General features: G+C 72.8%; 24 protein-coding genes and 1 tRNA gene. 4 read left to right on the top strand and 21 right to left on the bottom strand.

Features of this window, described 5'->3' with window-relative positions; genetic code table 11:
* Positions 1–563: 563 nt before the first annotated feature.
* From D0Y53_RS11595 to D0Y53_RS11570, 6 genes are all read right to left on the bottom strand, one after another.
* The gene (locus D0Y53_RS11595) at positions 564–722 is read right to left on the bottom strand and encodes an entericidin A/B family lipoprotein (RefSeq protein WP_117203479.1); all 159 of its coding nucleotides are present in this window, start codon (positions 720–722) and stop codon (positions 564–566) included.
* A gap of 322 nt (positions 723–1,044) precedes the next feature.
* On the bottom strand, positions 1,045–1,968 hold the full coding sequence (rocF, locus tag D0Y53_RS11590; protein WP_117203478.1) for an arginase: 924 nt from the start codon (positions 1,966–1,968) through the stop codon (positions 1,045–1,047).
* Positions 1,969–2,065: 97 nt separating this feature from the next.
* Positions 2,066–2,141, bottom strand: a tRNA-Thr gene (locus D0Y53_RS11585).
* Positions 2,142–2,217: 76 nt separating this feature from the next.
* Entirely contained in the window at positions 2,218–2,904 is a 687-nt protein-coding gene (locus D0Y53_RS11580; protein WP_117203477.1) for an SPOR domain-containing protein, read from the bottom strand.
* A 52-nt stretch (positions 2,905–2,956) separates the two neighbouring features.
* A complete protein-coding gene (locus tag D0Y53_RS11575) occupies positions 2,957–3,688 on the bottom strand; it encodes a type III pantothenate kinase (protein ID WP_117203476.1) in 732 nt (243 codons plus the stop codon).
* A gap of 10 nt (positions 3,689–3,698) precedes the next feature.
* Positions 3,699–4,697, bottom strand: coding sequence for a biotin--[acetyl-CoA-carboxylase] ligase (locus D0Y53_RS11570; RefSeq protein ID WP_233511767.1), 999 nt, complete (start codon positions 4,695–4,697; stop codon positions 3,699–3,701).
* A gap of 189 nt (positions 4,698–4,886) precedes the next feature.
* On the opposite strand from D0Y53_RS11570, the gene D0Y53_RS11565 reads away from it, so the two are divergent.
* A complete protein-coding gene (locus D0Y53_RS11565) occupies positions 4,887–5,186 on the top strand; it encodes a hypothetical protein (RefSeq protein WP_117203474.1) in 300 nt (99 codons plus the stop codon).
* A gap of 22 nt (positions 5,187–5,208) precedes the next feature.
* Positions 5,209–5,952, top strand: coding sequence for a M90 family metallopeptidase (locus D0Y53_RS11560; protein WP_117203473.1), 744 nt, complete (start codon positions 5,209–5,211; stop codon positions 5,950–5,952).
* A 1,127-nt stretch (positions 5,953–7,079) separates the two neighbouring features.
* On the opposite strand, the gene D0Y53_RS11555 is transcribed toward D0Y53_RS11560, so the two are convergent.
* The 9 genes from D0Y53_RS11555 to D0Y53_RS11515 all read right to left on the bottom strand — a co-directional run bounded on the left by D0Y53_RS11555 (position 7,080) and on the right by D0Y53_RS11515 (position 14,192).
* On the bottom strand, positions 7,080–8,498 hold the full coding sequence (locus D0Y53_RS11555; RefSeq protein ID WP_117203472.1) for an ATP-binding protein: 1,419 nt from the start codon (positions 8,496–8,498) through the stop codon (positions 7,080–7,082).
* A gap of 98 nt (positions 8,499–8,596) precedes the next feature.
* Entirely contained in the window at positions 8,597–9,280 is a 684-nt protein-coding gene (locus tag D0Y53_RS11550) for a response regulator transcription factor (protein WP_117203486.1), read from the bottom strand.
* A 54-nt stretch (positions 9,281–9,334) separates the two neighbouring features.
* On the bottom strand, positions 9,335–9,700 hold the full coding sequence (locus tag D0Y53_RS13230) for a hypothetical protein (RefSeq protein ID WP_325048072.1): 366 nt from the start codon (positions 9,698–9,700) through the stop codon (positions 9,335–9,337).
* A gap of 200 nt (positions 9,701–9,900) precedes the next feature.
* Entirely contained in the window at positions 9,901–10,824 is a 924-nt protein-coding gene (locus D0Y53_RS11540; RefSeq protein WP_117203471.1) for an arginine deiminase-related protein, read from the bottom strand.
* Between the two features lie 16 nt (positions 10,825–10,840).
* A complete protein-coding gene (gene dusA / locus D0Y53_RS11535) occupies positions 10,841–11,878 on the bottom strand; it encodes a tRNA dihydrouridine(20/20a) synthase DusA (RefSeq protein WP_117203470.1) in 1,038 nt (345 codons plus the stop codon).
* A gap of 49 nt (positions 11,879–11,927) precedes the next feature.
* Positions 11,928–12,428, bottom strand: coding sequence for a GNAT family N-acetyltransferase (locus D0Y53_RS11530; protein WP_117203469.1), 501 nt, complete (start codon positions 12,426–12,428; stop codon positions 11,928–11,930).
* Positions 12,429–12,456: 28 nt separating this feature from the next.
* Positions 12,457–12,882 carry a GFA family protein gene (locus D0Y53_RS11525; protein ID WP_233511766.1) on the bottom strand — a complete coding sequence of 142 codons (426 nt, stop codon included), beginning with the start codon at positions 12,880–12,882 and terminating at the stop codon, positions 12,457–12,459.
* Positions 12,883–12,895: 13 nt separating this feature from the next.
* Complete coding sequence (locus D0Y53_RS11520) at positions 12,896–13,621, bottom strand: hypothetical protein (RefSeq protein ID WP_117203468.1); 726 nt, start codon at positions 13,619–13,621, stop codon at positions 12,896–12,898.
* A 130-nt stretch (positions 13,622–13,751) separates the two neighbouring features.
* Positions 13,752–14,192 carry a copper resistance protein NlpE N-terminal domain-containing protein gene (locus tag D0Y53_RS11515; RefSeq protein ID WP_158550651.1) on the bottom strand — a complete coding sequence of 147 codons (441 nt, stop codon included), beginning with the start codon at positions 14,190–14,192 and terminating at the stop codon, positions 13,752–13,754.
* Positions 14,193–14,255: 63 nt separating this feature from the next.
* On the opposite strand from D0Y53_RS11515, the gene D0Y53_RS11510 reads away from it, so the two are divergent.
* A complete protein-coding gene (locus tag D0Y53_RS11510) occupies positions 14,256–14,474 on the top strand; it encodes a hypothetical protein (RefSeq protein ID WP_117203466.1) in 219 nt (72 codons plus the stop codon).
* A gap of 40 nt (positions 14,475–14,514) precedes the next feature.
* On the opposite strand, the gene D0Y53_RS11505 is transcribed toward D0Y53_RS11510, so the two are convergent.
* The 6 genes from D0Y53_RS11505 to D0Y53_RS11480 all read right to left on the bottom strand — a co-directional run bounded on the left by D0Y53_RS11505 (position 14,515) and on the right by D0Y53_RS11480 (position 18,175).
* Positions 14,515–14,961, bottom strand: a complete 447-nt coding sequence (locus D0Y53_RS11505; protein WP_117203465.1) for a hypothetical protein — start codon at positions 14,959–14,961, stop codon at positions 14,515–14,517.
* Between the two features lie 166 nt (positions 14,962–15,127).
* Positions 15,128–15,586: a hypothetical protein gene (locus D0Y53_RS11500; protein WP_117203464.1), complete on the bottom strand. Its 459-nt coding sequence runs from the start codon at positions 15,584–15,586 to the stop codon at positions 15,128–15,130.
* Positions 15,587–15,675: 89 nt separating this feature from the next.
* Positions 15,676–16,425 (bottom strand): HAD family hydrolase, encoded by a 750-nt coding sequence (locus tag D0Y53_RS11495; RefSeq protein WP_117203463.1) that lies wholly within the window; start codon positions 16,423–16,425, stop codon positions 15,676–15,678.
* A 26-nt stretch (positions 16,426–16,451) separates the two neighbouring features.
* Entirely contained in the window at positions 16,452–16,631 is a 180-nt protein-coding gene (locus D0Y53_RS11490) for a CPXCG motif-containing cysteine-rich protein (RefSeq protein WP_117203462.1), read from the bottom strand.
* A gap of 82 nt (positions 16,632–16,713) precedes the next feature.
* Positions 16,714–17,394 carry an EF-hand domain-containing protein gene (locus D0Y53_RS11485; protein WP_117203461.1) on the bottom strand — a complete coding sequence of 227 codons (681 nt, stop codon included), beginning with the start codon at positions 17,392–17,394 and terminating at the stop codon, positions 16,714–16,716.
* A gap of 274 nt (positions 17,395–17,668) precedes the next feature.
* A complete protein-coding gene (locus tag D0Y53_RS11480) occupies positions 17,669–18,175 on the bottom strand; it encodes a DUF1993 domain-containing protein (protein WP_117203460.1) in 507 nt (168 codons plus the stop codon).
* 110 nt (positions 18,176–18,285) lie between these two features.
* On the opposite strand from D0Y53_RS11480, the gene D0Y53_RS11475 reads away from it, so the two are divergent.
* On the top strand, positions 18,286–18,804 hold the full coding sequence (locus tag D0Y53_RS11475) for an adenine phosphoribosyltransferase (RefSeq protein WP_117203459.1): 519 nt from the start codon (positions 18,286–18,288) through the stop codon (positions 18,802–18,804).
* Positions 18,805–19,128 lie beyond the last annotated feature (324 nt).

The following is a 19,128-nucleotide window of genomic DNA, read 5'->3' as shown; positions in this document are numbered from 1 at the left end:
GGGGTGCGGAGAGTGGACCATGGAGGGTCCACGACCCGACTTAAAGACAGGAGGTCGTCAGGAGGGCGCAGCACCCCCAGCCCGCCGGGCGGCGACTCCGTCCGAAGCCGATCTCACGAACGCAAGCCACCGATGGTCCACGACCCGACTTGAAGACAGGACATCGTCAGGAGGGCGCAGCACCCCCAGTCCGCCGGGCGGCGACTCCCTCCGAAGCCGATCTCACGATTGCAACCGCCCCGTCATTGTCGCGAAAGCGGTGCACGCACATGCCCGCCTGCTCGTGCCTTGTTTTCGACGTCGTGAAGACCCTGGATCCCCGTTTTCGCGGGGATGGCGGCAACGCCTCTTCAGGCCATCCTCGGAGACAGGATGTCGTCGGCGAAGCGCAGCCACCCACGGCTCGCCGAGCGACACCTGCGTCCAAAGCCGATCCCAGAAGCGAGAAGGGAAGAACCCAAAAAAACGGGCCGGGATTGCTCCCGGCCCGCCCTGCATCCGTGCCGGCACGCCTGCGGCGCGCCTGTCCTGTGGACTTCACGCGTGCGCGCGCATGTCTGCGCTCAGCATTCGGCGTCCTTGCAGTCCTCGGCTTTCTGCTCGACCTTCTCGCCGACTTTCTGCACGTCCTTGCCGGCGCCGGCCATGGTGTTGCAGGCGGTCAGGGTCAAGGCCGTGGTCGAAAAACAGGCCAGCACCAGCACGGCGATCAAACGCTTCATGGGATTCTCCTTGCACACGGGGGAGGGAGCACGCGGACAATGAAACCCCGGCGCTGCGTGAAGCCGGCGTGGAATTGCCGCCGCGGGCGCGGCACCCGCGGGCGATCGTTCAGGCAACGCACCGGCGCCGGTAATCGCGGCGTCGGTCCTGGCGAACGACAGTACGCCCGGGAGGGACGGAACAAACGCGGTCGATCGACGTTCCGCGCAAGCGGAGTTCTCCGGCAGGCGAAGACCCGTCCATCCGGCGTCTTCGCATTTCAGCGGATCGCAGTCACCGGACCCCGCTTGTTGCAGGGGCGGCGGCAGTTTCCGGACTTCCCTAGTCGCGCATCAGGGTCGACTTGCCGAACAGGCTCTCGACCAGGTCGACCGCCAGCAGCGCGGTGCGGTTGCGGGTGTCCAGGGTCGGATTGAGCTCGACGATGTCCAGCGAGCCCAGGCGGCCGCTGTCGGCGATCATCTCCATCACCAGCTGCGCCTCGCGGTAGTTGGGCCCGCCCGGCACCGTGGTGCCCACGCCCGGGGCGATGCTCGGGTCGAGGAAGTCGACGTCGAAGCTGACGTGCAGGTGGGTGTCGGCGTCGACGCCGGCGAGCGCCTCCTCCATCGTGCGCTTCATCCCGACCTCGTCGATGTAGCGCATGTCGTAGACGTCCAGGCCGTGTTCCTTGACCAGCCGCTTCTCGCCCTCGTCCACCGAGCGGATGCCGACCTGCCGCACCTGCGCCGGCGACAGCGCCGGGGCATCGCCGCCCAGGTGCGTGAGCGCGTCGGGGCCGATCCCGCACAGGCAGGCCACCGGCATGCCGTGGATGTTGCCCGAGGGGGTGACATCGTGGGTGTTGAAGTCGGCGTGCGCGTCCAGCCACAGCACCCGCAGCCGCTTGCCGGTGTCGCGGCAATGCCGGGCCACCGCGGTGATCGAGCCGATCCCCAGGCAATGGTCGCCGCCGAGCAGGATCGGCAGACGACCCTCGCGCAGTTCGGCGCCCACCGCTTCCATCACCGCGCGGTTCCAGGCCACTACTTCGGGCAGATGGCGGTAGCCGTCGATCGGCGGCTGCCACGGGTTGCGCGGGCCGGTGAGGTTGCCGCGATCGGCCACGTCGACGCCGCGTGCAGCCAGCGCCGCGCCGAGGCCGGCGATGCGCAGCGCGTCCGGCCCCAGCAGCGCGCCGCGATCGCCGGCGCCGATGTCGGTGGGCGCGCCGATCAGCGAGACCGGCGGGTAGCGGCGGTTCATCGCACGGCTCCTGCGCGGTGCAGGCCCGCGGACGCCGGTGCCACCCTCGTTGCCATCGCATGGATCGCAGTCATTGCAGTCATCGGCCACTCCTGGCTGGTGCCGGCACCCGGATTCGAACTGGGGACCTACCGCTTACAAGGCGGTTGCTCTACCGACTGAGCTATGCCGGCGCGTGGGCATGCATTCTAGCGCAGCGTCCGCGCCGACCCTGCCGCACGTGGGGCGCGATGGCAACCGCCCGCCGCGCTAACGCAGGCGGGCGCAATCCAGCGGCCGGCGACCGGGTGCGGCCGCCAGCGCCTGCGCGTGCACGGCGTCGAAACCGGCAGCAGCAGCGACGTCCAGCCAGATCGCCGCGGGTCCGTGCCCGAGCGCCTCGGCGCGGGCGGGAAACCCGGCGGCGACCAGCGTCGCCGCGCGCCGACGGGCACCGCTTTCGCTGCTGTAGCGCCCCAGCGCGATCGTGTTGGCGTCCGCGCCCTCGCGCAGCACCAGGTAATCGCCGAAACCGGCAGCGGCGATGCGCTGCGCCATCGCCTGCGCCGCTTCGGCGGTCGGCAACCGCGGCAGGTACACGCGCCAGGCGCCGTCCGTACCCGCCGCTGGCGTGCGTACGACGATGCGCTGCACCAGCGGCTGCAGGCGCACGCGCGCGGCGGCCGCGGTCGCCGCATCCGGATACGGGCCGAAACTGACGCACTGCACGGCGGCGGCAACCTCCGGCCGCGCGGGCGCCGTCGACGACGGCGGCGCCTCGGCAGTCGCGACGGGCGCAGGCCGCGCCGCTGCCGGCACCTCGCCGAGCAGTTGCAGTCGCGCCACGCCCTCGGGTTGTGCGACCGCGACCGGCACCGGTGCCGGACGCAGGCTCCACCACGCGGCAACGCCGAAGTTGAGCACCAGCAGCAGGACGATCAGGGCGCGCGCGAACATGCGGCGATTCTAAGCGCCGTGCGGCGCACGCCGCGAGCCGGGCCGCGCCGCTTCAGCCGGCACTGCGCTGCCACTGCGCCAGGCCTTCCAGCACCAGCGCCGGCGCATGCACGGCGTCCGCCAGGCGCGGCAGCAATGCGGCCGCACCGCCGCCATGCAGCAGCACCTGCGGCGGCGCGTCGAGCAGGCTGGCGGCGGCCTCGCGGCTGCGCGCGATCAGGCCGAGCGCGGCGCCCTCGCAGCCCGAGACCAGCGCATCGTCGGTGTCGTCGGCGAACTCGGCGTAGGCGCCGCCGGCCGCGGGCAGCTGCGGCACGCGCGCATGCAGCGCCGCGCGCATCAGTGCGGGCGCGGGCGCGATGCGGCCGCCGCGGTGCAGGCCGTCGGCGTCCAGCAGGTCCAGGGTCAGCGCGGTGCCGACGCCGACGATCAGCGCCGCATGCCGCGTGCGCGTATGCGCCGCCAGCAGCGCGAGGAACCGGTCCACGCCCAGGTGTTGCGGCTGTCGGTAGGCGATGCGCACGCCGCCGCAGCGCGCCTGTGTGCGCACCCGGGCGATCCGGTCGCAATGCCCGGTCAGTGCGTCCAGCAAGGCCACGGTCACGGCCGGCGCCGCCACGCTGGCAACCACCGCATGGTCGAAGCGCGCAGGCAGCGGTCGCTGCCAGTCGGCGGGCAGGATGGCGCCGTCGTGGTCGACCGCGAACCCTGCACCGACCGTGCCCGCATGCAGCGGTGCGCACTTGAGACGGCTGTTGCCGAGGTCGAACAGCCATGTGTTCATGCCCGCGCCCTCATGCCGCGCGCACGCTGACTTCGCCGGCATGGACGCTGTGCTCGACGGCGCCGATGCGCACCCGCAGCGCGCCGTCGGCGGCCAGGCCGAGCGCATGGGCGCAGCGCGTGCCGCCCTCGGCGTGCAGCAGCACCTCGCGGCCGGCCAGCGCGTCCAGGCGCGCATAGCGCGGCAGGAATGGCGCCAGCCCGTGCGCGTCGAAGTCCGCCAGCGCCGGCAGCCAGTGCGTCAGCAGCGCCGCCGCCAGCGTGTTGCGCGCCGGCACGGCGCCACCGGCGAGCGTCGCCAGGTCGGTCCAGGGCTGCGCGATCGCCGCCATCGCGCCGGCCGGCATCGCCACGTTGAGGCCCAGCCCGAGCACCGCGCGCGCGGGGCCGGCGACCTCGCCGCCGCCCTCGGTCAACAGGCCACCGAGCTTGCGCAACGCCGACTCCGGGCCCGTTGCGGCGGCATCGGCGACGACCAGGTCGTTGGGCCATTTCAGGCGCACCTGCTTGAAGCCCAGCGTGTGCAGCGCTTCGGCGCTGGCGATGCCGGCCACCAGGCTCAACCCCGGCAGCCGCGCCAGGCCGCCGCCGAAATTGCGTGCCAGCGACAGGTACAGGTTGGCCGCCAGCGGCGAGACCCAGTGCCGGCCCCGGCGGCCGCGACCGCCGCTCTGGCGCTCGGCCAGCAGCACTGCGGCGCCGTGCGCCGGCGGCGGCCGCCGCAGCAGCTCCGAGTTGGTCGAATCCAGCGACCAGGCGACGTCCAGGGTCGCGATCGCGGCGCGCGACACCGGCGCCAGCTGCGCCAGGATCGCTTTGGCGTCGAGCAGCTGCAGCGGTTGCGCCAGGGTGTAGCCGCGCCCGGGTTGCACGGCGATGGCGACGCCGGCCGCACGCAGGGCCTGCACGTGCTTCCAGATCGCCGCCCGGGTCTGGCCCGCGGCGCGGGCCAGGGCCGCACCGCTGGCCGGCCCCTGCAGCAGGCGCACGAGCAGGTCGCGCTCGTTCACGACGCGCAGGCGACGGCAGGCGCCGCGGCGCGGGGGGACAGGTCGGGATCGGCGCTCACGCCGGCAGTCTGCCGGAAGCGACGGGGAAAATCTGCTGCGCCGCAGCATGCAACCTTCCGCGCCCCGCCGGCATCCACGCTATAGTGCGGGCTTGCCCCTCGGCCCGTGCGTCCCGTCAGGATTGCCGCCATGCCCGCCTCGCGCTCCATCCAAGGCTCCCGTTACCTGCTGCCCTGCCTGCTGCTGCTGTCCGCCGGCGCGATGGCGACGGGGCGCGACGTGCGCCTGCACGGTCCCAACGGCGACGGCGGCAGCTGCCCCGACGCCACTCCAGCGCCGGCCACCCCGGCGGACAAGCCGGCTGCGCCCGCGGCCGCGAGCCGCAACGGCAAGATCAAGCCGGTGATCACGGTGCGCGGCAGCGGCAGCGACGACGGCAGCAGCCACACGCCGCGCTGGCACAGCTTCCTGCCGGGCATGTTCCGCTGACCCCGGAGCGCGCGCTCCGCGCATGTTCGGACTGATCCGCCGCCTGCGCCGCGGCCCCGCCCCGATCGACCCCGCCCTGTGGCAGGCCGCACGCCACGACCTGCCGTGGCTGCGGGCGCTGGACCCCGCACGCGACGCGACGCTGGCCGCGCTCGCCGCGCGCTTCCTCGCCGACAAGACCATCACTCCGCTGGGCGGCCTGACGCTCGACCCCGGCCAGCGCGTGCAGCTGGCAGCCTTGTGCTGCCTGCCGCTGCTGCGCTTCGGCGCCGAAGGCCTGCACGGCTGGGCGCAACTGCTGGTGTATCCGGACGCGTTCCGGGTCGAGCGCAGCCATGTCGACGCCGCCGGCGTGCTGCACCAGTGGGACGACGAACTGATCGGCGAAGCCTGGGAAGCCGGGCCGCTGATCCTGTCCTGGGCCGACGTCCAGGCCGACATCGCCGACCCGGGCGCCGGCTACTGCGTGGCGGTGCACGAGATGGCGCACAAGCTCGACGCGCTCGACGGCGTGCTCGACGGCACCCCGCCGCTGCCGCGCGCCTGGCAGCGCGAATGGGCGCGCGATTTCCAGCAGGCCTATGACGCCCTCGTCCGCAGCGTCGACCGCGGCCGCCGCAGCGCGATCGATCCCTACGCCGCCGAGGCGCCGGAGGAATTCTTCGCCGTCGTCAGCGAATACCACTTCAGCGATCCGCGCACCCTGAAGCACGCGATGCCGCAGGTGGCCGCGCACCTGGACAGGTTCTACGGCCCCATCGGGTAAACCGTTGCGCGCAGCGCGACACCCTCGTCTCCCCTGCCTGCAGGGAGGGCAGGATGGAGGGTGCGTGGTGCAAGCGCCGAGAAGTGGCGCTCCCTGCAGCCGATGCCCTGTTCTCTTGCGGAGAGGGGCGATCAAAGCCGGCACCGCAGTTCGCCGGCGGATGCTGCGGAAAAGGTTCTTCTCCCGAATGCGAAAACCTCCATGGGGGAAGCCGGCAGCCGGCCCATGCGGGGCACGCGGTGAATGCATCCCTCAAGCGCGAAAACCTCCGTGGGGGAAGCCGGCAGCCGGCCTGTGCGGGGCACGTGGTGAATGCATCCCTCAAGCGCGAAAACCTCCGTGGGGGAAGCCGGCAGCCGGCCTGTGCGGGGCACGTGGTGAATGCATCCCTCAAGCGTGGGAATCTCTGCGGGGGAAGCCGGTGGCCCGGCCTGTGCGGGACACGCCGTGAATACATCCCTGTAGGCTCCTCGGCGGCATCCATGCCGCCGACGGTCCCGCACAGGCCGGGCCACCGGCTTCTGGCAAGTGAGTCGGCGCTTGTAGAGAAAACCAACCAGAAGCGATGGACGCCAATCTCGCGAAGTCGCCGGCCGGCGGGCTGGGGGTGCGGAGAGTGGACCAGGGATGGTCCACGACCCGACTTAAAGACAGGAGGTCGTCAGGAGGGCGCAGCACCCCCAGCCCGCCGGGCGGCGACTCCGGCCGAAGCTCGATCCCACAAGAGCAGGCCATGACTAGAAGTCAGACCAGGCATGGTCCGCGCCGCCACTAGGCAGGACGTCGTCAGAAGGACGCAGCACCTCATCCCGACGGGCGGCGACTCCTGCCGAAGCTCGATCCCACAAGAGCAGGCCATGACTAGAAGTCAGACCAGGCATGGCCCGCGCCGCCACTAGGCAGGACGTCGTCAGAAGGACGCAGCACCTCATCCCGACGGGCGGCGACTCCTGCCGAAGTTCGATCCCACAAGAGCAGGCCATCACTAGAAGTCAGGCCAGGCATGGCCCGCGCCCCGACTTGAAGACAGGGCGTCGCCAGGAGGCGCAGACACCCGGTCCATCTCCGCCCGCCCGATCCTTCGTCCTGACCGAAATGCTTTCAGACTTTGCCGAAAGCAATGGCTGCTACAGCCCCGGCGGCAGCTGCACCTCGAAGCGCGCCCCGCCCAGTTCCGGCGAGGTGCCGACCTCGAGCTCGCCGCGATAGCTGCGCACGATGTCCTGCACGATCGCCAGACCGATGCCGTGGCCCTGCACGCGCTCGTCGCCGCGCACGCCACGCTGCAGCACCGCCGCGACCTGCTCGGGCGGGATCCCGGGGCCGTCGTCGTCGACCGCGATCAGCAGCCCCGGGCGCCGGTTCGGCGCGGAGGCGCCGGAGCGGATCGTCAGCAGCACCCGCGAGCGCGCCCACTTGAACGCGTTCTCCAGCAGGTTGCCGAGCAGCTCCTGCAGGTCGCCGGGTTCGCCGTGGAAATGCACGTCCGGCTCGATCTCGAATTCGCAGACCGCGCCCTTGGCGGCGTAGATCTTCTCCAGCCCGCGCACGATCTGCTCGGCATGCGGCTCGATCGCCACCGGCGCGGCGAACAGCTTGTGGCCGCCGGAAGCGGCGCGGGTGAGCTGATAGCCGACCAGATCGTTCATGCGCCGCAGCTGGGCGTCGAGCTCCTCGCGCAGCTCGGCCTCGCCGGCGCCGCTGTCCAGGCGCGTGCGCAACACCGCCAGCGGCGTCTTCAGGCTGTGGGCGAGGTCGGCCAGGGTGTTGCGCTGGCGCTCCAGGTTCTCGCGCTCGCTCTCGACGAAGGCGTTGATGCTGTCGGTCAGCGGTTCCAGCTCGCGCGGGTGGCGGCTGCTCATGCGCGCCAGCTGGCCGCGCTGCACGCGCTTGAGCTCGGTAATCACGCGCCGCAGCGGCAGCAGGCTCCAGCGCAGGATCAGCGCCTGCAGCAGCAGCAGCACCACCGCGGCGATGCCCAGATACCCCCACAGCGCCTGCCGGAACACGCGCACCTGCCGCGGCAGGGTCCCGGCGTCCTCCATCACGTAGATGGTGTACGGGAACTCGGCTTCCGGCCGCCGCTCCACGTCCCAGATGAAGCCGCGGCCATAGCGGAACACCTCGCCGGCGCTGCCGTCGCTCTTGGTGATCGGCAGCGGGCCGTCGAAGCGCTCCTCGCCGCCGGGCAGCAATTCGGCATCCGGCATGGTCGGGCCGCGGGTGGAGTTGGAAGCCCAGCCGCCGTTCTCCAGCACCACCTCCGCGTACAGGCCGCTGCCGGGACGGTCGAAGCGGCCGTCGGGCGGGGTGAAGGGCGGGATCAGGGTGCCGTCGCGGGCGAAATCGACGTCGCCGGCGTAGGCATCGACGTAGGCCTTCAGGCGGTCGCGCTGGCCCTGGCTGGCGACGTCGACGAAGGCGCGGTCCAGCGCGTAGCCGGTCAGCGCCAGGAACGCCACCAGGCCGAAGCTGGCGGCCCACAGCTGCCGCGACTGCAGCGAGCGCGGGCGCCAGCGCAGCAGCGGTTCACGCCCGACCGCCATCGCCCCTCCCGGCCGGCTGCAGCCCGCGCGCCGTCAGCGCTGTCCCGACGGACGCGGGCCTGGGAGCGGCAGTCGCCACTGCGCGGCAGGCGCGGCGGTCAGTCGCCGCTGCGCGGAATGGCGAAGCGGTAGCCGCGGCCGCGCACGGTCTCGATCGGCTTCAGCGCGCCGTCGGGATCCAGCTTCTTGCGCAGGCGGCCGATGAAGACCTCCAGCACGTTGGAGTCGCGGTCGAAGTCCTGCTGGTAGATGTGCTCGGTGAGGTCGGCTTTGGACACCAGTTCGCCGGCGTGCATCATCAGGTATTCCAGCACCTTGTATTCGTAGCTGGTGAGGTCGACGTTGCTGCCGTGGACGGTGACCGTCTGCGCGGCCAGGTCCAGCACCACCGGACCGCAGTCCAGGGTCGGCTTGCTCCAGCCGGCGGCGCGGCGCACCAGCGCGTTGATCCGCGCCAGCAGTTCCTCGACGTGGAACGGCTTGACCAGGTAGTCGTCGGCGCCCTGCTTCAGACCCTCGACCTTGTCCTGCCAGCTCGAGCGCGCGGTCAGGATCAGCACCGGGAACTGCTTGCCCTCCTCGCGCAGCGCGCGGATCAGCTCCATGCCGGACATCTTCGGCAGACCCAGGTCGATGATGCCCAGGTCGAACGGCACCTCGCGGCCCATGTACAGGCCTTCCTCGCCGTCCTGGGCGGCATCCACCGCAAAGCCTTCGCGCTTCAGGCGCGCGGCCAGGGTCTCGCGCAACGGGGCTTCGTCTTCGACGAGCAGGATACGCATGGTCACTCCCGATTCGGCGACCGTTGCCGGTCGTTGAGACGCCAGATTGGCTATTCAGTCGTTGTCGCCGCGTGTAGGTGGCTGCCCGCGGCGCGGCGGCGGCTGTTGCGGATCGTCCATGTAGACCCGCACCCGCCCGCTGTCGTCGACCACCTTGATGCGGTTGAGGTTGCGGCCCTCGTAGGGAATCCGCTCGGCGCTCAGGACCTGGCCACGGGTGCTGCGCTGGACCCGGCGGACGCTGTCGGACAGCGCGTCGTCGCTGCGCGCGGGGCGGTCGCGGCCGTGGTCGTCGCGCTGGGTCGGGGCGGGCGGCGGCCGGCGGTTGCCCTGCTGCGGCGCCGCCAGCGCGGCCGCGCTCGTCCCGCCCAGCAGGGCGAGCAGCAGCAGCGGCAGCAGGGGGCGGGGCGACAGCGACATCGGAGTGATCCTAGTGGGAAATGGCGGGGCGTGGAACCGTCGACGCCAGCCGGGCGGCCGCGGGAACTCGGGCCGTCGGGACTGGCGTGCGACAGATTGTCGAAACCCGGCAGTGAATTAGTCCTTAACTTTTGCCCCTGCCCCGGCGCCGGGTTCGGCTGCGGACAGCATTCCGGGCCGGTAGCCGAGCCTGCGCAGCTTCAGAACACCTCGCCCACGCAGCAGCGCAGGGAGCCGCCGGCGGCCTCGATCGCGTCCAGCTCGACGCTGCGCACGGCCAAGCCGGCCGCCGCCAGCGCGGCGCGGCTGGCCGGCGTCAGCGCGCGCTCGGCCCCGGCGCTCATCCAGACCAGATCCTCCGATAGCGCGATCGCGTTGCCGGCGAAGGCGGCGTGCTCGGCCGGCGACAGCAGCACGGCATGCGGCGCGTACAGCGCGGCGATCGCGGCGACCACGGCCGGGTCGGCAAAGCCGCGCGGGCAGACCAGCGCCGCGCGCCCGGCCAGCACTGCCAGCACCACGTTGGTGTGGTATTCGCCCGGCGCCAGCTCGAACAGCAGTGTCGCGCGCAGGCCCAGGGCCGCGTGCAGCAACCGTGCGCCGGCCTCGTCGCAGCGCTCCGACAGCCCGCACAGGCCGATCCCGCGGGCGCGGTCGATCACCAGCGCCCCGGTCAGCTCGCACGGATGCGGCTGCGTCGACAGGTCGACCCCGGCGTAGCCGAGCACGTCGTCGAAGAAGCCGCGGATGTCGGCACGCGTCGCCTCGCGCTGGCGCACCGGGTGGCGCATGCGTCCGACCACGTAGCGCGGCCGGCCGTCGACCCGGGCGGTGGCGAAGACGTTGTTGGGGAACAGCGCGTCGGGGGTGGCCGGATCGCCGGCAAAGCACACGGTCGGCAGCACCTGCGACAGCGCGCGGTGCAGGTCGCGATGCTGGGCGTGCGCACGAGCCGGATCGAAGGCATCGGCGTCGGCCATGTAGCGGTTGTCGGACGCGGACTGCGCGGCCAGGGCGAAGCCGTCCGGCGCGACCAGGAATGCGGCGCGCGCGGTCGCCGGGCCGAAGTCGGGCGCAAGGGCGCGGGCGACCTCGAGGAAAGCGGCGGCATCGCGGGTGATCATCGGCCGGCGCGACGGGTCAGGCCGCGGACGCGGCGTCGGTGCGGGCCCCGGCGACGGCGAGCGCGCGCTCCACCAGCGCCCAGTCGGCACCCGGCTTGTGCGCGCCCTCGCTGAGCACCTGGCGGAAGGCGCGACCGCCCGGCTGCCCGGCGAACAGGCCCAGCAGGTGGCGGGTGAGGTGCTTGAGCGCGACGCCCTGCGCCAGCCAGGCCTCGACCTGCGGCTGCAGTGCGCGCAACAGCGCGGCGCGGCTGCGCAGCGCGCCGTGGAAGGGCGGGCCGTCGAACCAGGGCACGTCGAGCCGGTGCAGCAGATAGGGGTCGTGGTAGGCGGCGCGGCCGAGCATGACGCCATCGACGTGCGCCAGGTGCGCGGCGGCTTCCTCGGCGGTGGCGATGCCGCCGTTGACGACCACCTGCAGCTCCGGGCGCTCGCGCTTGAGCCGGTAGGCCCAGTCGTAGCGCAGCGGCGGCACCGAGCGGTTCTCCTTCGGCGACAACCCCTGCAGCCAGGCGTTGCGCGCGTGCACCACGAACATCCGGCAGCCGGCCGCGGCGACCGCATCGATGAAGGCGCGGAAGCGGTCGTAGTCGTGATCGTCGTCGACCCCCAGCCGGCACTTCACCGTCACCGGCACCGGCCGCGGCAAACTTGCGACCGCCGCGATCATCGCCGCGACGCTGTCGGCCACCAGCCCCGGCTCGCGCATCAGGCAGGCGCCGAAACGCCCCGCCTGCACGCGGTCGGACGGACAGCCGCAGTTGAGGTTGATCTCGTCGAAACCGGTGTCGGCCCCGATCCGCGCCGCCTGCGCCAGCGCGTCCGGGGCGCTGCCGCCCAGCTGCAGCGCCACCGGATGCTCCGCCGGATCCAGCGCCAGCAGCTTGCGGCGGTCGCCGTGGATCACCGCGTTGGCATGCACCATCTCCGTATACAGCCGCGCGTGCGGCGCTAGCAGCCGGTGGAACACCCGGCAGAACGTATCCGTCCAGTCCATCATCGGGGCGACGGACAGGCGCAGGGAGGCGGCGGGGATGGCGGTGGTGTGCGGCATGCGGGCCGCATTGTAAGGGTCGGCGACTGAGCATCAGGCGCCGGCGCGCTCAGGCCGGCGGCTGCCAGACCATGTACACGTCGGCACGCGCGTAGTGCGAGCCGGGACGCGGCGCCGGGCGGTGGACGAAGCCGGCGCTGGCGTACAGCTGCAGCGCCGGCGCGAGCACGCTGCTGGATTCCAGGTACAGCTCGCGCCCGTGCAGCGCGCGGTAGGCGTCGATCGCGGCCAGCAGCAGCGCGCGGCCGATGCCGGCGCCGCGCCGGTCCGGCTGCACCGCCATCTTGGTCAGCTCGAACACGCCGTCGCCATCGAAGCGCAAGGCCACGGTGCCGACCGCGCGTTGCTCCGCGCCCGTACCCGACAACGCGAACAGCACCCGCCCGCCGCCGGCGATGAGGTGGGTTTGCGGATCGTGCAGTACCTGTTCGTCGATCGGCTCGACCACGAACCAGCGCCGCAGCCACTCCAGGTTGAGGCGCGCGAAGTCCTCGCGCCAGCGCGGCGCGTAGTCGACGATGCGCAGGTCGGCCGGGGCTGTCGTGCTCATCGTCGCGTCGCCGTGCCGGTAGCGTGCGTCAGGCGCGCGCCAGGTGCGCGATCGCGGCGGTCGCGGCCGCGCGGTTGCGGTCGTCGAACGGCACGATTTCAAGCGCGGCAACGCTGCCCGGGTCCAGGCAGCGGGCGTTGACGTCGATGCCGTCGGGATGGCTGCGCGGGACGTAGAACGCCTTGATCCCGCAATGGCGGCAGAACCGATGCCGGGCCACGCCGGTGTTGAAGCGGTACTCGGCGAGATCCGCGGCGCCGGCCAGCAGGCGGAAGCGCGCCGCCGGCACGATCAGGTGCCAGAAGCCGCTCATGCGGCAAATCGAACAGTTGCAGTCCAGCACCTGCAGCGCGGCCGGCGCGTCGACCTCGAAGCGCACGCGGCGGCAATGGCAGCCGCCGCGGTGGGTGACCAGTGCGGGTGACTCGGCCAGCGGCGGAACGGAAGCGTGCACCCGCCCAGTCTAATCAATCCTTGCCGTGGCCCTTGCCAGAATTGCCTTTAGCGGAGTTGCCCTTGCCGGACTGGCCTTTGCCGGCGTTGCCCTTGCCGGCATTGCCGTGGTCGGACTGGCCGGCGTTGCCGCGGCCCTGTCCGGCCTTGCCGGGTGCGCCGGCCTGGCCGCGGGCGGCATTGCCGCGGCTGCCGTCGGCCTTGCCGGCGTTGCCCGGCGGCCCGCCCGCGGCGACGCCGTGCGGGCCGCGGCCGCGACCGGGGAACTCCGCACGCAGGCTGTCGTCGATCCGGATCGGCCGCGCCCAGCGGTCGTAGCTGGGCACGAAGCCCTTCTTCAGGCGGTGGAATTCCGGCGAGCCGGGCTTGATCCCCAGCCGTTGCGCCAGCGCGCCCCAGCCCTGGCCGTGGTCCTGCTGCCACTGGTCGACGACGTAGCGGCACGGCCGGCCGATCACCTGGGCGATGGCGCAGGCGTAGTACACGTCGCCCGGCGCCCAGCGCCGGTGGAGCAGCAGGTCGGTGACCAGGTCGCGCGGCGCGCCGTAGTAACGCACCAGCTCGTCCACGAACGGTTCGCGGTAGCGGTAGCCGTACTGGTTGATGTCGCCGAGCTGGGTGTCGACCCAGACGTCACCGCTGCGCGGATTCCAGCCGAACACGAAATCCTGCGCGGCGACGCCGCCGGCGGCGGTCGCCAATGCGGCCGCCAGTACGAGGGCCTTGAGTGTGCGATGCATGCGGGTGTCTCCAGGGGAAGCCGGATCGCGGGAGGCCATCATGCCCGCCGCCGCTGAACCTGTCGTCGACATTTCCGGCGACCGTCGGCAGCGCCGCGACGAACGGCGCGCGCGGCCCGGGCGGCGTCCGTCAAGGCGCGGTCGTGGCCGCGACCGGCACCAGGGCATCATCGTCGCGGCGCGGCAACAGCGCGCGGCCGTGGCGGTCGCGCGGCTGCAGCCGGCCGTCGGGCAGCAGGGCGTAGACGCGGCGGCTGCCGTCGCTGCCGCGCAGGTGCAGCAGGGCCTGCTGCTGGCGCCACTGGCCGCGCTCGAGGAAACGCGCGTCGCCGGCGGCGGCCCGGTAGACCTCGGTCAGGATGTAGTCGCGGCGCGTACCGGCGCGCTGCAACTGCAGCTGGACCTCGATCGCGCTGCAATCCGCGCACGGCAGCCGGCCCTGCCACTGGATGCTGCCGTCGCCGGCCGCCAGCGCCGGAACCGGTGCAGGCGGCGCGCGCGGCGCCGGCGCATCGCACGCCGCCAGCACGACGCACGGCAGCAACGCGAACGCAGGCAGTCGCCGCTTCATCGCGCGATTGTGCCGCAGCCGCGTGCACGCCGCCATGACGCCGTGGCGGCCAGGATGCACGTCATGAGCACGCCATCCGCACAACTGCGACTGCACGCCGACCTCGCCCGCCGTGCCGCGCGGCGCCGTCGCGGGTGGCGGCGGCTGCTCGCGTTCGCGCTGGTGCTGGGCGTCTACGCCGGTGCGCTGACGTGGCTGACCCGGCGGGTGGAGGCCGGCGTGGAACGCAGCATCCAGCCGTTGCCGGCGCTGCTGCACGAGCGCGGCCACGACGCGGACTGACGCGGCCCGCCCGGATGCGGTCGGGCGCGGGCGTCGGCGCTCAACGCGGCTCCAGCACGAACTTGCCGAACGCCACGCCGATGTCCCAGCCGCGGCCGGTGCCGGCCAGCGCCAGCGACACGTCGCCCTTGGTCATCGCCTGCGCCTTGCTCGACTTGACCGCACCGGCGTGCGCCTCGGCCGCGGCATAGCTGCCCAGCACGTCGCGGATGTCGCGCACGCCGGAAAACTCGCCGGTGCCGTTCTCGATCCGCGACTTGCCGACGCTCAGCCCGCCGCCCTTGGCGCGGATCCGCACCGCCAGGCGCTGGCCGTTGTCGCAGCTGACGGTGCCCTCGCCCGAGGCGGTCTTGTAGAACAGCGACCAGCCGGACAGGCTGAAACGCAGCTTGCAATCGACCGGGCCGGGCGCGGCCCGGGTCGAGGCGGCCGGGGCGATGGCCAGCGCGCACGCCAGCGGCAGCAGCAGGAACAGGGGTCTGGACATGACGGCCTCGTGCGGAGGGGACGGGTGGCGGCAGTTTGCCGCCGTTGACGTGGTTGCGGGGGGATCCCCGGCGAATCGCGCAGGCGGTCGGTCGCACCCGTGCGGCCGGGGCGCAACCCGGCCGTCGCCGCAACGCCTGCGCGCTGCGGCGACGACCGCTGCGGGGTCAATCGTCCCAGTCGCGGTCGCGCCAATGATCGGGATGGCGACGGCCGTCGTAGCGGCCGCGATCGTAGCGCGCGTCGTAGTACTGCGCCTTGCACTTGCCGTGGCGGTCGCACTTCACCCGGCTGCTGCCCGGGCCGTTGCGCCAGTAACCGTAGGCGTTGCCGTACGGCGGGCCGCTGCGGTAATCGCGACGGTAACGGTAGCCGTCGTAACCGCGCGGCAGCGTGCGGTAATAGACCACGCGGCCGTAGCGGTCGCGGGCCACGACCAGGCGGTCGTTGTAGCCGTAGTCGCCGTAGCGGTAATACGGCACGCCGCTGCGCAGCACCACGTCGGCGACGTCGACCAGCACCCGGGTCAGGCTGTCCTGCGCCTGCGCCGGGGCCGGCGCCAGCGCGCCGAAACCGACGCCGGCGGCGAGCACGGCAGGAGCGAACCAGCGGGACAGGATGTTCATGGGCCCTCCTTCGGTCCGCGCGGATCGCGAACCCGGGACCACCTTGCGACGGCGACGGTGAACGGGTTTTTAACCGCGCCCGGCCGTATTCATCCGCCGGCCAGCGTCGCGACGCCGCCGCAGGTCGCGGCCGCGACGATCGCGTGCAACGCCGCCGGCAACTCCGCGGGGCCCGCCGCGTGGCGCACGCGCGCGGCGTCGTCGGCGCCCAGCTCGGCTTCGGTCTCGTGCGCCCAGGTCACGTGGTAGGGCATGTGCACGCCCCAGCCGCCGAGCTCGACCACCGGCACGATGTCCGAACGCAGCGAGTTGCCGATCATCACGAACTGCGCCGGCGCCAGCCCGAACTCCGCCAGTACCCGCGTGTAGGTCGCCGCGTCCTTCTCGCTGACGATCTCGATCCGCGGGAACAGATCGGCCAACCCGGACTCGCGCACCTTGGCTTCCTGGTGGAACAGGTCGCCCTTGGTGATCAGCACCACGTCGTGCTCGCGCGCGATCTGCGCGACCGCCGCGCGGATCCCCGGCAGCAGTTCCACCGGATGCCGCAGCAGCGCCTTGCCCAGCTCCACGATCCGCTGCACGTCGGCGGCGGCGATGCGCGCGTCGGTCAGCGCGATCGCCGCTTCCAGCATCGACAGCACCATGCCCTTGGCGCCGTAGCCGAACAGCGCCAGGTTGCGCTTCTCGACCGCGTACAGGCGCTCGTGCATGTCGTCCAGGTCGACGTAGACGGCGAGGATGCGCTCGAACGCCTGCTGCGCGGCGCGGTAGTAGTCCTCGCTGCGCCACAGGGTGTCGTCGCCGTCGAAGCCCACCAGGCGGATGTCGGTCTGCATGCGCGCAGTGTAGCGGCGACGGCCGCTCAGGCCTCGTCCCCGGTGGCGACCCGGACCCGGCCGGCATCGGCGTCGACGTCGACCGCGATCGGGCGGCAGCACACCGGGCAATCCTCGACGTAGCGCTGCGCGCCGGCGGCGGCGTCGATCAGCAACTCGATCGGCTCGCCGCAATACGGGCAGTGCACGGCGACGGCAGGCAGCATGGGGTGGTCAGCGTGCGGCAGGCCGGGACCGGGCGAGGACCGCCGCGCGGGCCGGGCGGGCGCCCGCGCGACGGCCGCGCGCTTACGGCCGCGGCGGCAGCTCGGCCCGGGCGTGGGCGCGGTATTCGGTCTGGGTGACGTAACCGTCGCCGTCGGCGTCCATCTGCGTAAAGCCGATGTCGACATCGGCATCGGCATCGGCCTCGACTTCGGCGGCGCTGAGGCGGCCGTCGCCGTCGGCGTCGAGCGTGACGAAGCGGTCGCGCGTCACCACCGCCGACGGCGGTGCGGCATGCGCGGCGCCCTGCGCGGGCGCCATCGCGTCCTGGGCGGTCGTGCGGTATTCGGCCTCGGTGACGTAACCGTCGCCATCGGCATCCCTGGCGGCGAAGCCGAAATCGGCTTCGGCCTCGGCTTCGGTCGCGCTGATGCGGCCGTCGCCGTCGGCATCGAGCCTGCCGAACACGTCGCGCGTGACCACCGCCGAATGCGCCTGGGCGCGGGTGACGGCTTGCGCCTGGGCGGGCGGCGGCGGCGGGACTGCAGCCGGCACCGGTGCGGTCGGCGGCAGCGCCGCCACCGCGGCGTCGGCGCGCGGGCTGGCAGGCGGCGGCAGCAACGGCGCCTGCGGCAGGCGGGCCGCCGGCAGGTCGACAGGCGCGGGGACGGCGCCCCGGGCGTGGCTGTTCTGCGCCAGGGCGAGCGGGGCACACAGGGCGGCGGCCAGCGCCGTGGCGAGCAGGGTACGGGGGCGTGCTTGCATGGGGCTTCTCCGGTTCGGGCGTCTTCGTGCGTCGGGGACTTGCGATGTCGGGCATCGCACAGCGCGGACGACCCTGGTCGCGCGGCGCTGTACGCACGATGAGCCCGGCCCTGAATGCGCCCGCGTTTAACGCCCCGCGAAGGAACGCGTTGTCGCGGCGGCGGGCAAGTTGAAGTCCGCGTCAAGGCGCGCACGCGCGCGCCGCATCCCCGTCGCCGCGGGCCGGCCCGGGGATCTGCCGGAGCTGCTCTGCCGGCCCGCTGCCTCGGCCGCCCTAGCGGCGACCGAGGAAATCCGCCTTGCCCAGCGGCGCCCCCGCCTGGCGCAGGATGTCGTAGGCGGTGGTGGTGTGGAAGAACAGGTTGGGCAGCAGGTAGTGCAGCAGGTAGCTCTGGCCGTCGAACTGCAACTCGCCGCTGCGCAGCGGCAGCGTGATCGCTCGCGTCTCGCTGCCGTCGATCTGCGCCGGCGTGAAACCGCCGATGTACTCGAGCGCGCCGTCGATGCGCGCGTAGAGCTGCGCGAACGTGGTCTCCTCGTCCGGGAACGCACGCGGCTCGACCCCGGCCAGGCGGGCGCTGCCGCGCGCGGCGGTGTCGGCGGCGATCTGCACCTGCTGCAGCAGCGGCAGCATGTCCGGGATCAGGCGCGTGTGCAGCAGCACGTCGGGCGCGATGCCCTTGTCCGCGGCGAACGCCTCGCCGGTCTGCAGCACGTGCCTGAGGTTGCCCAGCGCGCGCACGAACACCGGCACCGAAGCCTGGTACATGGAAAGGGTCATCGCGGTCCCCGCAGCGGGCGTCAGCCCGGGACCGGGGATTATCGCGCCGGCGGCACGCGCGCGCCGCAATTGCGGCTAGGATCGCCGACAGTAGCCTTCGGAGTCCGCGCATGCCCGGCTGGCAAGACCTGATCCGCGACGTCCGCGACTTCCCGCGCCCCGGGGTCGTGTTCAAGGACATCACCCCGTTGCTGGCCGATGCCGACGGTTTCAACGCCGCGATCGACGCACTGGCGGCGCCCTGGCGCGGGGTCGCGCTCGACGCGGTGTTCGCGATCGAGTCGCGCGGCTTCATCCTCGGCGCGGCGATGTCGCGGGTGCTGGGCCTGGGCTTCGTGCCGATCCGCAAGGCCGGCAAGTTGCCGGCGACGATCCATGCCCAGGACTACGCGCTGGAATACGGCAGCGACCGTCTGGAAATCCACGCCGACGCGGTCGAGCCGGGCGCGCGCGTGCTGATCGTCGACGACGTGCTGGCCACCGGCGGCACCCTGCAGGCGGCGCTGGCGCTGGCGCGGCGGCAGGGCGCGCAGGTGGTGGGCGCGGCGGTGCTGGTGGAACTGGCCGCGCTCGGCGGCCGCGCGCACTGGGACCCGACGCTGCCGCTGGAAGCGGCACTGGTCTGCTGAAGCGCCCGCTCCCGGGTCGGCGCCAGGCCGCGCCCCGTGGCGGTGCCGGAGCTGTGGTTGCCGGGGAGGACGTAGCGGAAGCCGCACGCCCCGGCGGTTGCCTGAACGCGGTAGTCCGCCGTCGATCCCGCGCAGCCGCGCCGGCCGGGCAGGCCCCTCGCGACCCCGCAGCCCCGCCTACGCCGGGTCGCGGCAACGGGGCCGGCCCGGTCAAGCGACATTCACCCTTTGCGGACGATGGTCACGTTTTCCTCACGCCGAGACGACCTCCGGCCGCAGATTCCGCCGCGGCTCCCGACATGGACGGCAACGCCCCCCCTCCCC

The sequence above is a fragment of the Cognatiluteimonas weifangensis genome (assembly GCF_003416885.1).
Classification (GTDB): domain Bacteria; phylum Pseudomonadota; class Gammaproteobacteria; order Xanthomonadales; family Xanthomonadaceae; genus Cognatiluteimonas; species Cognatiluteimonas weifangensis.
The sequence above is the reverse complement of the archived record's forward strand: the minus strand, read 5'-3'. Positions and strand labels throughout refer to the sequence as shown.

Excerpts from the sequence above, each read along its gene's own strand:
- D0Y53_RS11560 (WP_117203473.1), top strand. The coding sequence starts at position 5,209 with ATGTTCGGACTGATCCGCCGCCTGCGCCGCGGCCCCGCCCCGATCGAC.
- dusA (WP_117203470.1), bottom strand. The coding sequence starts at position 11,878 with ATGCCGCACACCACCGCCATCCCCGCCGCCTCCCTGCGCCTGTCCGTC.
- D0Y53_RS11550 (WP_117203486.1), bottom strand. The coding sequence starts at position 9,280 with ATGCGTATCCTGCTCGTCGAAGACGAAGCCCCGTTGCGCGAGACCCTG.
- rocF (WP_117203478.1), bottom strand. The coding sequence starts at position 1,968 with ATGAACCGCCGCTACCCGCCGGTCTCGCTGATCGGCGCGCCCACCGAC.
- D0Y53_RS11480 (WP_117203460.1), bottom strand. The coding sequence starts at position 18,175 with ATGACCCTTTCCATGTACCAGGCTTCGGTGCCGGTGTTCGTGCGCGCG.
- D0Y53_RS11575 (WP_117203476.1), bottom strand. The coding sequence starts at position 3,688 with ATGAACACATGGCTGTTCGACCTCGGCAACAGCCGTCTCAAGTGCGCA.
- D0Y53_RS11510 (WP_117203466.1), top strand. The coding sequence starts at position 14,256 with ATGAGCACGCCATCCGCACAACTGCGACTGCACGCCGACCTCGCCCGC.
- D0Y53_RS11580 (WP_117203477.1), bottom strand. The coding sequence starts at position 2,904 with ATGTTCGCGCGCGCCCTGATCGTCCTGCTGCTGGTGCTCAACTTCGGC.
- D0Y53_RS11595 (WP_117203479.1), bottom strand. The coding sequence starts at position 722 with ATGAAGCGTTTGATCGCCGTGCTGGTGCTGGCCTGTTTTTCGACCACG.
- D0Y53_RS11565 (WP_117203474.1), top strand. The coding sequence starts at position 4,887 with ATGCCCGCCTCGCGCTCCATCCAAGGCTCCCGTTACCTGCTGCCCTGC.
- D0Y53_RS11515 (WP_158550651.1), bottom strand. The coding sequence starts at position 14,192 with ATGAAGCGGCGACTGCCTGCGTTCGCGTTGCTGCCGTGCGTCGTGCTG.
- D0Y53_RS11490 (WP_117203462.1), bottom strand. The coding sequence starts at position 16,631 with ATGCTGCCTGCCGTCGCCGTGCACTGCCCGTATTGCGGCGAGCCGATC.
- D0Y53_RS11495 (WP_117203463.1), bottom strand. The coding sequence starts at position 16,425 with ATGCAGACCGACATCCGCCTGGTGGGCTTCGACGGCGACGACACCCTG.
- D0Y53_RS11555 (WP_117203472.1), bottom strand. The coding sequence starts at position 8,498 with ATGGCGGTCGGGCGTGAACCGCTGCTGCGCTGGCGCCCGCGCTCGCTG.
- D0Y53_RS11530 (WP_117203469.1), bottom strand. The coding sequence starts at position 12,428 with ATGAGCACGACAGCCCCGGCCGACCTGCGCATCGTCGACTACGCGCCG.
- D0Y53_RS11475 (WP_117203459.1), top strand. The coding sequence starts at position 18,286 with ATGCCCGGCTGGCAAGACCTGATCCGCGACGTCCGCGACTTCCCGCGC.
- D0Y53_RS11500 (WP_117203464.1), bottom strand. The coding sequence starts at position 15,586 with ATGAACATCCTGTCCCGCTGGTTCGCTCCTGCCGTGCTCGCCGCCGGC.
- D0Y53_RS11520 (WP_117203468.1), bottom strand. The coding sequence starts at position 13,621 with ATGCATCGCACACTCAAGGCCCTCGTACTGGCGGCCGCATTGGCGACC.
- D0Y53_RS13230 (WP_325048072.1), bottom strand. The coding sequence starts at position 9,700 with ATGTCGCTGTCGCCCCGCCCCCTGCTGCCGCTGCTGCTGCTCGCCCTG.
- D0Y53_RS11505 (WP_117203465.1), bottom strand. The coding sequence starts at position 14,961 with ATGTCCAGACCCCTGTTCCTGCTGCTGCCGCTGGCGTGCGCGCTGGCC.
- D0Y53_RS11540 (WP_117203471.1), bottom strand. The coding sequence starts at position 10,824 with ATGATCACCCGCGATGCCGCCGCTTTCCTCGAGGTCGCCCGCGCCCTT.
- D0Y53_RS11485 (WP_117203461.1), bottom strand. The coding sequence starts at position 17,394 with ATGCAAGCACGCCCCCGTACCCTGCTCGCCACGGCGCTGGCCGCCGCC.